The organism is Thermoactinomyces sp. DSM 45892, assembly GCF_900107305.1.
Classification (GTDB): domain Bacteria; phylum Bacillota; class Bacilli; order Thermoactinomycetales; family Thermoactinomycetaceae; genus Baia.
In genome coordinates this window covers 14,639-29,038 of sequence record NZ_FNPL01000012.1, presented here as the reverse complement: position 1 = coordinate 29,038, position 14,400 = coordinate 14,639, and the positions used below count along the sequence as shown (strand labels likewise).

Annotated in this window: 16 protein-coding genes and 1 riboswitch; of the genes, 4 read left to right on the top strand and 12 right to left on the bottom strand. The window is 42.5% G+C overall.

The genetic code is table 11. The features are described from left to right. The first annotated feature begins 32 nt into the window (after positions 1 to 32). On the top strand, positions 33 to 953 hold the full coding sequence (locus tag BLU58_RS10730; protein ID WP_093292215.1) for an alpha/beta fold hydrolase: 921 nt from the start codon (positions 33 to 35) through the stop codon (positions 951 to 953). 50 nt (positions 954 to 1,003) lie between these two features. Here BLU58_RS10730 and BLU58_RS10725 read toward each other — a convergent pair whose 3' ends face one another. From BLU58_RS10725 to BLU58_RS10710, 4 genes are all read right to left on the bottom strand, one after another. Then, positions 1,004 to 1,780, bottom strand: a complete 777-nt coding sequence (locus BLU58_RS10725; protein WP_176786623.1) for a hypothetical protein — start codon at positions 1,778 to 1,780, stop codon at positions 1,004 to 1,006. 173 nt (positions 1,781 to 1,953) lie between these two features. Further along, a complete protein-coding gene (locus BLU58_RS10720) occupies positions 1,954 to 3,423 on the bottom strand; it encodes a protein adenylyltransferase SelO (RefSeq protein ID WP_093292213.1) in 1,470 nt (489 codons plus the stop codon). Between the two features lie 132 nt (positions 3,424 to 3,555). Then, positions 3,556 to 3,972, bottom strand: coding sequence for a hypothetical protein (locus BLU58_RS10715; RefSeq protein ID WP_093292212.1), 417 nt, complete (start codon positions 3,970 to 3,972; stop codon positions 3,556 to 3,558). Between the two features lie 120 nt (positions 3,973 to 4,092). Beyond that, positions 4,093 to 5,016, bottom strand: coding sequence for a S66 peptidase family protein (locus tag BLU58_RS10710; RefSeq protein ID WP_176786622.1), 924 nt, complete (start codon positions 5,014 to 5,016; stop codon positions 4,093 to 4,095). Positions 5,017 to 5,204: 188 nt separating this feature from the next. On the opposite strand from BLU58_RS10710, the gene BLU58_RS10705 reads away from it, so the two are divergent. From BLU58_RS10705 to BLU58_RS10695, 3 genes are read left to right on the top strand one after another with little or no spacing between them, the layout of a single operon-like run. After that, positions 5,205 to 5,417 carry a spore coat associated protein CotJA gene (locus tag BLU58_RS10705; RefSeq protein WP_093292305.1) on the top strand — a complete coding sequence of 71 codons (213 nt, stop codon included), beginning with the start codon at positions 5,205 to 5,207 and terminating at the stop codon, positions 5,415 to 5,417. After that, entirely contained in the window at positions 5,414 to 5,677 is a 264-nt protein-coding gene (locus BLU58_RS10700) for a spore coat protein CotJB (RefSeq protein WP_093292210.1), read from the top strand. Before BLU58_RS10705 ends, BLU58_RS10700 begins: the two co-directional genes overlap by 4 nt. An 18-nt stretch (positions 5,678 to 5,695) precedes the next feature. After that, positions 5,696 to 6,265 (top strand): manganese catalase family protein, encoded by a 570-nt coding sequence (locus tag BLU58_RS10695; RefSeq protein WP_093292209.1) that lies wholly within the window; start codon positions 5,696 to 5,698, stop codon positions 6,263 to 6,265. 71 nt (positions 6,266 to 6,336) lie between these two features. On the opposite strand, the gene BLU58_RS10690 is transcribed toward BLU58_RS10695, so the two are convergent. The 8 genes from BLU58_RS10690 to spoIVB all read right to left on the bottom strand — a co-directional run bounded on the left by BLU58_RS10690 (position 6,337) and on the right by spoIVB (position 14,368). Further along, complete coding sequence (locus BLU58_RS10690) at positions 6,337 to 7,365, bottom strand: ThiF family adenylyltransferase (RefSeq protein ID WP_093292304.1); 1,029 nt, start codon at positions 7,363 to 7,365, stop codon at positions 6,337 to 6,339. Then, positions 7,365 to 8,129 (bottom strand): thiazole synthase, encoded by a 765-nt coding sequence (locus BLU58_RS10685; protein ID WP_093292208.1) that lies wholly within the window; start codon positions 8,127 to 8,129, stop codon positions 7,365 to 7,367. Before BLU58_RS10685 ends, BLU58_RS10690 begins: the two co-directional genes overlap by 1 nt. 1 nt (position 8,130) lies before the next feature. Then, positions 8,131 to 8,331 (bottom strand): sulfur carrier protein ThiS, encoded by a 201-nt coding sequence (gene thiS / locus BLU58_RS10680; RefSeq protein ID WP_093292207.1) that lies wholly within the window; start codon positions 8,329 to 8,331, stop codon positions 8,131 to 8,133. Next, on the bottom strand, positions 8,315 to 9,433 hold the full coding sequence (gene thiO / locus BLU58_RS10675; protein WP_176786621.1) for a glycine oxidase ThiO: 1,119 nt from the start codon (positions 9,431 to 9,433) through the stop codon (positions 8,315 to 8,317). Before thiO ends, thiS begins: the two co-directional genes overlap by 17 nt. After that, positions 9,426 to 10,025, bottom strand: a complete 600-nt coding sequence (locus tag BLU58_RS10670) for a thiamine phosphate synthase (protein WP_093292205.1) — start codon at positions 10,023 to 10,025, stop codon at positions 9,426 to 9,428. The genes thiO and BLU58_RS10670 overlap by 8 nt, the downstream gene beginning before the upstream one ends. A 20-nt stretch (positions 10,026 to 10,045) precedes the next feature. Further along, positions 10,046 to 11,791 (bottom strand): phosphomethylpyrimidine synthase ThiC, encoded by a 1,746-nt coding sequence (gene thiC / locus BLU58_RS10665; RefSeq protein WP_255404679.1) that lies wholly within the window; start codon positions 11,789 to 11,791, stop codon positions 10,046 to 10,048. A gap of 162 nt (positions 11,792 to 11,953) precedes the next feature. Further along, positions 11,954 to 12,066: riboswitch (TPP riboswitch) on the bottom strand. 134 nt (positions 12,067 to 12,200) lie between these two features. Continuing rightward, positions 12,201 to 12,989 (bottom strand): sporulation transcription factor Spo0A, encoded by a 789-nt coding sequence (gene spo0A / locus BLU58_RS10660; protein WP_093292203.1) that lies wholly within the window; start codon positions 12,987 to 12,989, stop codon positions 12,201 to 12,203. Between the two features lie 86 nt (positions 12,990 to 13,075). Beyond that, the gene (gene spoIVB / locus BLU58_RS10655) at positions 13,076 to 14,368 is read right to left on the bottom strand and encodes a SpoIVB peptidase (protein ID WP_093292202.1); all 1,293 of its coding nucleotides are present in this window, start codon (positions 14,366 to 14,368) and stop codon (positions 13,076 to 13,078) included. Between the last annotated feature and the right edge of the window lie 32 nt (positions 14,369 to 14,400).

Below are 14,400 nucleotides of genomic sequence, written 5' to 3'. Positions count from 1 at the left end.
CCGCTTATAATAAATAGAAGGGGGTCATACATATGGATATTCAAGAAGGATTTATTCACATGATAGACGGAACGGAAATTTATTTATACACATGGCTACCTGCAGAGCCCAGAGGAATCATTCAAATTGCACACGGTATGACTGAGCATATCGGAGTATACAACGAATGTATAGATGCCTTACTATCAGCTGGATTTGGAGTATACGCTCACGATCATCGCGGACATGGGAAAACGGTGAAACAAGAAAACGACTATGGATATTTCGAGCCGGATGTGGGATGGGATCAAGCTGTTACGGACATCATCTTCGTTTCTGACCTCATTCGTAACAAGCACTCCTGCCCGCTCTTTTTGCTCGGACACAGTATGGGATCTTTTTTAGCAAGACGGGCGGTACAGCTCCAGAGTAATGTATGTGATGGACTCCTTCTTTCAGGTACAGGTGGAAACCCAGGCCTTCTAGGAAAAATAGGGCATCTTTTCGCTACTCTGGAAATGAAAATACGTGGAGCAAAAGCAAAGAGCAACATACTGAAACTGTTGTCATTTGGCACTTTTAACTCTCAATTTAAACCAAAACGCACTGATTTTGATTGGCTATCTTCTGATACTAGCCAAGTGGATCGCTATATAGCAGATCCCGCATGCGGATTTACCTGCACAACCAGCTTTTATCGCGAGCTATTTAAAGGAGTACTCATCGTAAATCAACTCAAAGAATATAAAAAAACGCCCAAACATCTCCCTATTTACTTGTTTTCAGGGGATCTTGATCCTGTTGGAGATAAAGGAAAAGGGGTGAAAGAAGTATACGACACCTATCGTAACTGTGGCGTTATAAACGTAACCATGAAGCTGTATAAAAACAAGAGACATGAGATGCTACATGAAAAAAATCGCGAACAGGTTTTCCACGATCTCATTGATTGGATCACACAAATCATAGAATAGAAAGTACCACTTAGATAGACAGCTTCTAGCTAAGTGGTACATGAATCAACCTATATAGGACAGACTCTTACTCCATCTCCGTCCTTTTGGTACACAATCGGTTGAAATTGTGAAGGAATGTTCTCTTTAGGAAATCGGTGTAGATAATGAGCCGCGAGGGGATATCCAGAATTAAATATCTCAGCAAATGTAACAGTATGATGAGATAAAATCCACATTTCTGGCGCTAACCAGTCCGGAGGGACCGTTCCTGATAACTGTTTAATATAGTGACTATTTGCCCACCAAACATTTCCAGAGTAATGAGGTGGATACGGTGGGTGAAGGAAAAAGTTAATTCCACAAGCATCCACTTTTTTTAGATATTCGAAACTCACTTCATGGTAGTCAACTAATACAGTCTCCATCAAATTAACCCAATCTTCTATACAAGCTTTATTGGGTACCTCACCATGTCTTACTCCCTTGGAGTGGAGATACAGTACTTCTACATTATTCACACTTGCGCTACAATACTGGTGAATCCAATGCAAGGTTGCTCGTTCATACTGATGTTCCTCAGGAAGAATCCTATATTGAACTGTATCATCAAAATGACTCAAAGGTTTTACAATTTGCTCTTCAATAAATTGGGTATTATGCAAATCATCTACAACAAAATTAATAAAAATAGCATTTACTTTTTGATATAATCCCGATGAGAGCAATCGTTCTAGCTTTTTATCTAGTACATCCTGCCAAAAACTCAGAGTACGAACATGAATAAAACAAACCTTTCTATGATCCAGATGGTAAATGTTTTGTTCAGGTGATAAACGAATAGCCAATTTCATTCTTCCCATCTCTTATACCGGAAAGGTATTGTCACTCTTCTTTTCTATTAGCTCAACTCATATATGTTATTCTCTTTAGATAGACAAGTGATAGTTAGATAGATGATAAAATCAAAAAAGGGCTCGTTTATGTATTTTTTGTGGGACAGGAGGCAAACACTCTCCCCCTATGTCCCACAAAAAGTTCGATAGGGATGTGAATTCAGATCAGGTAATGAACAGTATGTAGCTTGTCTTGATGTATAAGCATACGGGTCGGAAAGAGCCCCTAGAAGCTGATTCATCACACTAAGATCTCCTCGCATGGCAGACTCTAACGCTTCCTCTACTCGATGATTTCGTGGAATGATCGCCGGATTACAACTCTTCATTAACTGTTTTGAATCTGATCTAGAAACTTGTTCTCTCTCTAATCTTTTCTGCCATTTCTGAGTCCACTGATCCCATTCTGGCTTTCCATAAAAAGCTAGCTCCTCCCATTGATCTAGCGTGAGTGCACGAAATGTATTGGTATAGTCGGCTTGGTACTTCTGCATCATGTAAAGAAGGCTTTCAATCAACGATTCATCCCCTTTTTCCGCATGACAGAGCCCGAGCTTCCCTCTCATCCCATCCAGCCAATCATTTCGATAAATATCAGGAAAGTGAGATATCGCCTCTTGGGCTATCTCCACTGCCTCAGACTCCTTCTCATGGAGTAATGGTAGGAGTGCCTCTGCCAATCGAGCCAGATTCCATCCAGCAATACGAGGCTGATTTCCATAAGCATAACGACCTTGCTGATCAATAGAACTAAATACCGTTTCCAAGTGATATGTATCCATAAAGGCACACGGACCATAGTCAATTGTCTCGCCACTAATGGTCATATTATCCGTATTCATTACTCCGTGTATAAAGCCAACCAGTTGCCATTTAGCAATTAATGACGCTTGACGTTTGATCACTTCTTTTAATAGAGAAAGATATCGCCTTTCATCTAGAACAACCCCAGGGAAATGACGTTGCAACGTATAATCTGCTAAAGCTCGTAAGTCCTCCTTACTCCCCCATCTAGCTGCATATTGAAAGGTGCCTACACGAAGATGACTCTTAGCTACTCGAGTTAAGATCGCCCCTGGCAAATCGATCTCACGGACAATCATTTCTCCGGTCGTCACAACTGCTAAACTACGAGTGGTAGGAATTCCGAGGGCATACATGGATTCACTGATGATGTGCTCCCGTAACATCGGACCAAGCGCCGCACGACCATCTCCTCCTCGGGAATATCGCGTTCTACCAGACCCTTTTAATACGATATCACACCTCTCCCCACTAGGTGTGATTTGCTCTCCTAGCAATATAGCCCGGCCATCTCCTAACATAGTAAAATGACCAAATTGATGTCCTGCATAGGCTTGGGCTAGTGGCATTGCACCTTCAGGAGCCTTATTACCGGCAAATACCTCTGCTCCCTCTCCCTTTTGCAAAGCTTCTGTGTCTAATCCCAGAGAGTTTGCTAGTGAATGATTTAGGAGAATCAGCTCTGGGGTACGTACAGGATTCAATACCTCCGTAGAGAAAAATACGTGAGGTAATTTCGCATAACTATTATCAAAGTTCCAACCCACTGTTCTTTCACTTGTTTGTGTCATCGAATCCCCTATTCTGTATTCTTTTTAATATTACTTGCCAAAAATTATACCTTATTCACCCGCTAGATAACAAAAAAGAGCACCCATTTGGATGCTAGTATATTGACAAATATTTTATGATATATTATATAATTATCTGTGCCACAAGCTACCACCAAAGCCACCCGAAACGGCAGTTCTATGCAATCGCATACCTGTCTGTGTGTAGACAACTTTAAATGACAAGTTTCCGTGGCTTAAAATCCCACCTCTTGGTACGTCAGCCCAAGTTCCGGTGACTTTATCTCCAGCTAATTGTCCTTTAAACACGTTGGTCCAGTTGGTTCCGACTCCATGGTTGCTCAAACCTGTCCACCAAACCGTATTTCCAATTTGACGGATATAGTAATATCCACCATCATTGCCTCGCCAGACACCTGTGATATCAATAGCTTGTGTTCCAATCCCTGGCTTTGCTTGCTCTTTTGCCATAACACCGTTACTGGAGGCAACAAGCCCAACACTTAACATTAATGCGAATGCTAAACACATGGAAAAAAACTTTTTCATTCAATTCACTTCTACTATTGTATTTGAAATACAAACTAATTATAACAGTTATATAATTCAGAAGATATATATTTACAAAAACTTAATGATAATTTAACTCCACTTCTGTAATAGTTTCCTTCAAAGCGATTCTACAGAACCTTCTTGAAACTGAATCCACCCCTCCGTTGCATTGATTTCGGTAAGTACCCCGATGGGTAATGTCCAATTAGGCTGAGTATGTCCTACGTTTAGTCCGTAATAACAAGGGATTCCAAGTGGTTTTACAATGTCATCTAGGATCTCTCGAATCGTTAAGCTCTTCTCTTCGTTTTCCGCTGTACAATCGGTGAAATCAGTAAACACAATACCTGCCGCAGTTTGAAGTTTAGTAGCATGCCGTAACTGAGTCAGCATGCGATCCACCCGGTATGGATCTTCGTCTACGTCTTCAATAAACAAAATTCTTCCAGTTGTATCAATCTCAAATGGAGTTCCAAGTGTTGAAACAAGCAATGATAAATTACCACCAATTAATGGCCCTCTCCCTGCTCCTACTACAATGCAATGTTTCTCTATAGGTTCTTCATATCTAGCAACTGGAACATGGCTGGTTAAGTGTTGAAATAGAGTAGACCATGAATGAAAATTTGGCTTCCTCGCGAGCTCCGTAATCATAGGCCCATGAAACGTAACCAAACCCGTAAAACGGTGAATTGCTAGATGCAATGCTGTAATATCACTATAACCTACAAATATTTTCGGGTTTTTCCTAATGCCTCTATAATCAATTAGATCAAGAATACGGGGCGTCCCATAACCACCCCTCATGCAAAATATCGCATCTACTTCAGGGTCTGCAAACATCCGGTTCAAATCCTTCGCCCTGTTCCAGTCATGTCCCGCCAAATATCCGTGCTGTTCCCAGAGTGAATCTCCTAACTTAAGATGAAAACCAAACTCAGAAAAGATCTCCAACGCTTGCTCTTGCTCCTCATAATTCGTCGGACTTGCAGGCGCGATAATCCCAATTGTATCTCCCAGCTTTAACGCTCTGGCTTTCATGAGATAACCTCCTAAATAAAGCGACTTCCATTCCTTATTTAAACAGTACATTTCTATTTTAAATAATAAAAGACTGAAATAGTAATATTATTCGAATATCAAATATAATCTTATCATAAATTCTAAATAATCATTCTCAACAAGGAGGGATTTTTTTGAATCAAAAAGATCATTGCCATCATACATCCATGAAAACATATAGCGTATACCATGGCCCTTTTGACCCCTGCCCACCCATTGGGCATAAATACTACTCCACTCCTCCTCATCTCTATATGGGTTTTCAGCCACGTTGTTTAGAGCAATTCCCCATTCGAGAAGCTCTATTCCGCGGAACCCTATGGAGAGCGTTATATGACCCTTACGAAAATCCATATAAAAAAGGGGGAGGACTACGATGAACTCACCCCTCCCACCAGAATATTACAAACTGTTGGAAGAATTACAAGCTGTTGACTTTGCCTTAGTAGAGCTAACCCTTTACCTTGATACCCACCCAAAAGACATAGACTCCATTCGACAATTTAACGGACTAGCCAAAAAACGAAAAAAAATAGCCCAAGAATACGAAGCACGATATGGTCCCCTCTTACAATTCGGTCGTAGTTACTCCGATGAAAATTGGTCTTGGGGCAAGCCTCCTTGGCCTTGGCAAGTATAAAAAGGAGGTTCCCGGTCCATGTGGGTATATGAGAAAAAACTGCAATATCCCGTAAAAGTAAGTACATGCAACCCTTACCTAGCCAAACTACTCGTTGAACAATACGGCGGGGCAGATGGTGAACTCGCCGCAGCACTCCGCTATCTCAATCAGCGGTATACCATTCCCGATAAAGTAGTCGGCCTATTAACCGATATCGGCACAGAAGAATTCGCTCATCTTGAAATGATTGCCACAATGATTTATAAACTTACAAAAGACGCTACACCCGAACAGTTAAAAGCCGCAGGCCTGGATTCACATTATGTAGCCCATGACAGTGCCTTATTTTACAGTAATTCTGCGGGTGTTCCCTTTACAGCTGCCTATATACAAGCCAAAGGCGACCCCATTGCAGACTTGTATGAGGATATCGCTGCAGAGGAGAAGGCCCGGGCTACTTATCAGTGGATTATCGATCAATCGGATGACCCTGATTTGAATGACTCCTTGAAGTTTTTAAGAGAAAGAGAAATCGTCCACTCCCAACGTTTCCGAGAGGCGGTGGATATCCTGAAAGATGAGCGGGGTAAGAAGAAGATCTTTTGATCATGATCATTTGTATTCTAAACCAATAAGGAACAATCCCCTCTTACAGGCCTGTTCCTTTATTGGCTTCTTTATTTATAGACAGCAATATATTTTTGATATAAATTGTTTGCTACTTTCGTATCATGAATACCGTGGATTAACACACGGCCATCTCGGAATACGACAAATCGGTATTGATGTACTTTAAAAGTTAGCAAGTAGTCATTTGAGTGAAAATGCTCTACTTCTTTCTGAAGCAGTTGCTGTAAACGAGTAAGATCGAAGACTTGATGATTGAGAGATCGAATTTGAACAGTATCCCTCCCGCAAAGGGCGGTTATTTTAGCTTTATTTTCTGTTTGAAGAGTTGGATACGTTGCATCTGGGCCACAAGATGGGCAGTCTTTCCGTTTTAAATGCCCGACTGGAACAGCAGAAACCTCATTCTTCCAAACGTCGAAAGAATAAAGCTTTTGGCGTAAATGTTTGGTGTGACCGAGTAATATTTTGAATGCTTCTGTGACTTGTTCCGCCACAACCCTCTGTACTGCTGGCGCGATAATACCTGCTGTATCACATGTTTCACTTGCGATTGGTTCGTCTTCTAACAAACAACGTAAGCAAGGAGTAATCCTGGGAAGAATGCTATAAGTAACTCCGTAGCTCCCTACACAAGCTCCATAAATCCATGGGATCTGCTTCTTTTGAGATACATCATTGATTAGAAACCGAGTCTCGAAGTTATCGGTTGCATCGAAGATGAGATCCACATGCTCCACAAAAGAGAAGATATTATCAGCCGTAACATCGCTAACATAGGCATAAATCATCACTTCTGAATTCATCTGCTTCAACCGATTTTTTGCAGCAATCACTTTAGGCAACCTTTCTGCTACATCCTGCTCTGTATACAAAGTTTGGCGTTGTAAATTACTCAACTCCACATAATCCCGATCTACAATTGTAATCGTTCCAACCCCAGAACGAGTAAGCATCTCAGACAGAGAACTTCCTAAAGCCCCCATCCCGATGATGAGAACATGCTTTTTTTTCAATATAGCTTGTCCATGAATACCAATGGGCCCGAATCTCTCCTGCCTCGAATACCTTTCGGTTATCATACAGGAATTCCACTCTCAGGACTACTTGCTGTGGCATAAGGGCGCTTACAAATCCGTCCTGCTTCATAGCCAAGCCTACCAGACATAACCGCATATTTCATGGCAAGTGCCATCTTAACAGGATCTTGTGCACCTGATACGGCTGTGTTTAATAACACTCCATCTGCTCCTAGCTCCATCGCTAACGTAGCATCTGCTGGGCTACCAATCCCCGCATCGATAATAACAGGAACGGTAGCCTGTTCGATAATAAAGGAAAGATGAAGCGGATTAAGTAACCCCATTCCAGAACCAATCGGACTTCCAGCTGGCATAATGGCATGTACCCCGAGTTCTTGAAGTCTACGGGCTAGTACTACATCATCGGAAGTATACGGTAGCACGATCATCCCGTCTTCCAACAATTGCTCACAGGCACGCAGGGTTTCAAACGGATCTGGCAACAAGGTACGATCGTCGCCAATCACTTCTACTTTGATCATATGACATAATCCTGATTGACGAGCCAATCTAGCGATTCGAACCGCTTCTTCCGCTGTTTTGGCCCCAGCCGTATTCGGAAGCAAATGAAATCTCTCTAAATCAATGGTTTCTAAGAAGTTAGGCATATCTGGATTATCTAACGGCAATTTACGGACAGCAAAGGTTAAAATTTCCGATTCTGATATCTCAATCGCTTGATTCTGTATTTGAGCATCCGGAAACTTACCTGTTCCCAATAATAAACGTGATTGAAAGGAATAAGGTCCGATTTGTAACATGTTAGCCACCTCCCACAAAATGAATAATTTCAATTCGATCTCGATCTGTAAGGAATGTAACGTCATATTTTTCAGGTGAAATAACGGTACCATTATGTTCAATGATGAGCCTCTTTTTTTCTAGACTTAACTGGATGAGAAGCTGTTCGATTGTTTCTGGCATCGGGGTAAGTTCTCGTAAAGAATCATTCAGATATAGCATGTTTATTCCTCCATCTCTCTGGTGCAAAAGGCTGTAGATCAAACGAACTCTTCCTGTGTACAATGAGGTCCGCTACGATTTCACCCGTGATGGCACTAAGTAAAATTCCATTTCGATAGTGTCCGGTTGCATAAATGAGTCCGGGGAGATCGGGGTCCAATCCTAGATAAGGAAGTCCGTCTTTGGTTTGCGGACGGATTCCTGACCAAGTCTTCTCAAGCTCTCCATCCAGAATCGCCGGATACATCTTAGCTGCTTTGTGGAATAGTTGAAATAATCCTTCCATCTTCACGTGAGGCTCCCATTCATATGGGGATTCTGTTGCACCTACTAGCAAACGGTTTCCTGATTTAGGAACGATGTAACAATCGTGGGTATACAAGGAATACATCAGATTCGTTTCTGAGAGTCGAAGGGAAAAGGCGTCTCCCTTTACAGGATAGAGCGGAACGTGATAATCCTCAGGCAATAGTTCGTTTGTCCAAGCACCTCCTGCTAGTACCACCGTTTCAGCATAATACGTCCCATTCGTCGTATGGACACCTCGAACTTCTTGTTGGTGAATTTCTAGCGACAAGACCGTTGTATCCTCATACACTTCGACTCCTTGACCCACTGCCACTTTCATTAAGGATGGCGCAAGGCGAGATGCTTCTAATTGCCCATCTGAAACATGGATTCCACCTTTTACTATAGGAGAGATCCCTTCTACCCGATCACAAATTTGGTCATAGGTGAGGAACTTGCTTGAAAGTCCGATTGCCAACTGAGCCTGATGCAGTTCAGCTAACTCCATCAACTCTTCTTCTGTACGAGCGAGGCGGATGATGCCATTTTGGTTTAAGTGAAGCTTTTCGTAGGTCGCATTCTCTAATTCCCTAACCAAATCCACAAAACGAAGCTGACTCTCTGTTGCTAGATGTAATAGCGGATGATCCGGCTTCAATTCCACTTGTGCCCCTAACATGCCTGCAGCTGCGGATGAAGCATGGGAACCGATTTTATCTCGTTCGATCACAAGGATTCGTTTCTGAAATAGTGACAGATGGTACGCGATCGAAGCTCCGATGACCCCACCACCCACGATGATCACATCATACATCCAGCTCCCTCCTTGCTCGATTGTAAGAGGCGAGTGCTTCGATAGGCTTGTCCGCATTTAGAACTCCACCCATTACCGCAACTCCGTGGAAGCCAATCTGATGTAGGGTAGCGATATGAGCAGGCTGTATCCCACCAATCGCTATAACGGGTTGATTGATGGTTTTCATGATTTTCTCTGCTTCTTTTTCGCCTAGTGGCTGTTTATCTGGCTTCGAAGCGGTCGGATAAATGTGACCTAGCATGAAGAAATCTGCTTCTTTTGCCTGCTCCATCTCCATGGGTGAATGTACGGAGACACCGATTTTCAAAAAAGGATAACGTTTCTTCACCACTTCAAATCGCGGACTTCGAAAGCCGATTTGTACATGAGAAAGCCCCAGTTCTGCAACCAGATGCGGACGGTCATGAAGAATGAATTTAGAGTCTGGAAAGGATTGATTTCGAAGCTCCCTTACAAGGGAAAATAGTTTCTGATCAGAAAAAGTATGGAGACGCAAGTGAAGCATATCAAAAGCATCCTGTATGGGCGGTATCGTCGTAATCAAAGTTTGAAATGAACTGTTCTCAGGTGTAATTAAATGCAACCTCATCTCGATCACTCCTAACCCTGTTAACTATAAATTTTGCCGCCACTCTCTTGGAAATCCTCTGCTTTTTCTTTCATCCCTTCCCGCATCGCATCCTCTAAACTAAGTCCCTTCTGCTCCGCATACTGCCTAATGTCTTGTGTAATTCTCATGCTACAAAACTTCGGACCACACATCGAACAGAAATGAGCCGTTTTTGCTGGTTCGGCAGGTAATGTCTCATCATGGAATTGATGAGCTCGCTCTGGGTCTAACGAAAGATTAAATTGATCTACCCAACGGAACTCAAAACGAGCCTTGGATAGCGCATCATCTCTCACTTGTGCTCCGGGATGCCCTTTTGCAAGATCAGCAGCGTGGGCCGCGATCTTATAAGCGATAACCCCTTCTTTCACATCGTTTTTATTGGGTAATCCTAAATGCTCCTTCGGTGTTACATAGCAAAGCATGGCTGTCCCAAACCATCCAATCATCGCGGCACCGATCGCTGAAGTAATATGATCGTATCCAGGAGCAATATCAGTGGTAAGAGGCCCTAGTGTATAAAAGGGTGCTTCCTGGCAAACTGCCTGCTGTATATCTACATTTTCCTTGATCTTATGCATCGGAACATGGCCGGGCCCTTCAATGAGCACCTGCACATCGTATTCCCAAGCAATCTTGGTCAATTCTCCAAGCGTATCTAATTCAGCAAATTGAGCTTCATCATTCGCATCTGCGATCGAACCCGGGCGAAGTCCATCCCCAAGCGAGATTGATATATCATACTCTTTTAGAATCTCGCAGATTTCACGAAAATGGGTATAGAGGAAGCTCTCACGGTGATGAGCTAGACACCATGCTGCCATGATCGAGCCGCCCCTAGAAACGATTCCGGTTACTCTCTTCGCAGTAAGAGGAATATAAGCAATCTTTACGCCTGCATGAATGGTGAAATAATCCACACCTTGCTCTGCCTGCTCAATCAATGTATCCCGATAAACTTCCCAAGTGAGTTCTTCAGGTTTTCCGTTTACTTTCTCCAGTGCTTGATAGATGGGAACCGTGCCTACCGGTACAGGCGAATTTCGGATGATCCATTCACGAGTGGTATGAATGTTCTTCCCAGTAGACAGATCCATGATCGTATCTGCTCCCCAATGTGTAGCCCATGTCATTTTCTCTACTTCTTCTTCAATGGATGAACTAACCGCTGAGTTCCCAATATTGGCATTAATCTTAACGTGGAAGTTTTTTCCGATAATCATGGGTTCTAGCTCAGGATGATTGATATTAGCCGGAATAATAGCTCGTCCAGCTGCTACTTCTTCCCTTACAAACTCAGGACTCATTTTTTCACGTATCGCAATAAACTCCATCTCAGGCGTGACGATTCCTTGTCTAGCATAGTGCATCTGGGTTACATTTCGACCTGGTTTGGCACGTAATGGGTGAATATGATTCGAGGGAAAAATAGCTTGATTTGCTTTTTCTTCAGAACGGTAACCATTGTCGATTGGGAGTATTTCTCGTCCTTCATATTCTTCGACATCATTCCGTTCTAAAATCCAGTTGCGCCGAAGTGGAAATAAGCCTTTGTTAATATCAATCACTATTTCTGGATCTGTATAAGGACCGCTGGTGTCATAAACTTGAACAGGCTCATTCTCCGTTTCACCTCGCCAATCGTTAGTAGGTGATAATGCGATCTGACGCATCGGGACACGAAGGTCCGACTTAGACCCTTGCAAATAAACTTTCGTACTAGCTGGAAATGGGTATGCATTCACGTCCATTTCTCCTCTCATCCATCCAAATCAACTCATATACGCAAGCTAGAGCCCAGAATTCCAGTTGAATAGGCATAAAAAAAGCCGCACGCCAGTAGCGCACGACTTCCTAATTTCGAGTATTAGAAGTCTACAAGATCAGAAAAGTTTCGCTAAAAAGTAAAAGCGAATCTTGTCCATCCCTACGCTGGCATTATCCAGATCAGGTTATTGGTCGGTGGCAGAGTTCTCCACCCTCTCAGCTTGGCTATCTCCAGGCTCCCATTTGATCGTATAAAGTTGTTATTTTGAATGTATCATACTCCATTTCGGTTAGCAATACATTTAATTTATGAATTTTTTTATACTAAGCCAAAACACACTTAAATCCAATCACTTTGGATTTAAGTGTGTTTTAAAGTTGAATAACTTACCCCACTTTATGTTCAATTCGTAATTTATCCGCAACCATAGCGATAAACTCACTATTCGTTGGTTTTGCTTTGTTTACATTGATGGTATAACCAAACAAAGTGCGGATCGAATCCATGTTTCCTCTACTCCAAGCTACTTCAATCGCGTGGCGAATCGCACGCTCTACTCGGCTAGGGGTTGTTTTAAACTTCTCTGCAATCCGGGGGTATAGAGTTTTCGTAATCGCACCTAGAAGATCGACTTCATTATATACCATTGTAATCGCTTCTCGTAAATAGAGATACCCTTTGATATGAGCTGGTACGCCTATTTCGTGGATCACACTGGTGATGCTAGCATCGAGATGATTAGGGCGAGATGATACCGACGAAGTAGTCATCGTATTGGTACGCGGTCTGATGACACTGCCTACTCCTTTCATCTGCCTGATCCGCTCTGTAAGTACATCCATATCAAATGGCTTCAAGATATAGTAAGATGCCCCCAACGAAACAGCTCGTTGAGTCACTTCTTCTTGTCCAAACGCTGTTAACATAATAATCTTTGGCATCGGTTGAAGTTGTAATTCTTGGATTTGTTCTAATACACCTAATCCATCTAAGTGAGGCATGATAATATCTAAGACAAGTACGTCAGGTACCTCTTTTTTTAAAATTTCAATGACTTCTCCACCATTATAAGCTACACCAACCACTTCTAGATCCGGTTGTGATGATAGATGTTCCTTTACAAGCTCAGTAAATTCTCGATTATCATCTGCTAATACAACTCGTATTTGATTCATAACCTTTCTCCCCTCGTTGGTCCTGTCCCGAGAACTGGATAAAGTACATTTTCGACAACTTACCAAATCATTCCTTCTATTTATATTTAATTCCCTAACTTTTCCATTTTTTGATGACGAAATAAAAAGCGGCTACCTGTTAAGGTCTCCGCTGATTGGTTTTCTAATGCTCCAGCATCTTTTAGCATCCATTCGATATAAGTTCCATATCCAGAGCTTGGATCATTTACAAAAACGTGAGTAACAGCTCCCACTAGCTTTCCATCTTGAATAATCGGACTCCCGCTCATTCCTTGAACAATACCCCCCGTTTTGGCAAGGAGACGAGGATCTGTCACTTTAATGATAAGTCCTTTCGTGGTAGCAAACTTCTGTTTCATGGCGTGAGTAATTTGAATATCAAATTCCTCCACCTTCTGTCCCTCTACAACGGTATAGATCTTCGCAGGACCTTCCTTTACTTCATCAGAAAAACCGACTGGAATCGGATCACCTTGATTTTGAAGCTTCTCACCCATGTTGCCAAAGATGCCAAAAGGCGTATTTCTTTTTATGTTTCCTAGCACCTGATCTTCGTTAAAAAAAATGGCTCTCTTCTCTCCAGGCTTGCCAGAAGCACCCTTTTGAATCGAAGTCACATTGGAATGGACGATCTTCCCATCTCCAACTTGAATCGGCTGTCCTGTATCCAAATCAGAAATAACATGGCCGAGTGCACCATACACTTTCCTTTGTGGATCATAAAACGTAAGCGTTCCTACACCCGCGGCAGAATCACGAATAAATAGGCCCATTCGGTACTGTTGATCCTTCTCATCAAGCGCTAGCGGAAGGACTACTTTGTACTGCTTGTCGTCACGTCTCAGCACGATTTGTAGCGACTTTGTGGTATTTCCTGCATCTTTGACAATCTTGGCTACATCTTGTGTACTTCTCACTTGTTGACCATTTATTTCAACCAAGTAATCTCCAACATGAATGTCCGCCTGCTCACCCGGAGATTTATCACCCTCTTTGGTTGAAACCAAGTGATGCCCCACCACCAAGATCCCCGACGATTTTAGCTTTACTCCAATGGATTGCCCACCAGGGATCACCTGTAGATTTGGATGCTGTTTGGCATCATCTCCACTTTTTTGGAGCCCTGCCATCGTCTGTACAGAAGTCCTACCACTCCTATGCAGAGCACTTCGAGCAGCGGGACTTACTGTAGCCGTAATCGGAATTGACAAAAATACGAGACCTTCCCTTCCCTGAATCAAGTTATGATTTCGAGGAAAGGAGAAATACTGTTGAAAAAAAGAAGATGTACTTCCCATTACGAGGAGAAGCACCAGGAGAACACCTAAACATTTGATTCGTTGTCTGTCTTTACGCACGTATGAATCACTCTCCTGAGCTTCCCGCCAAA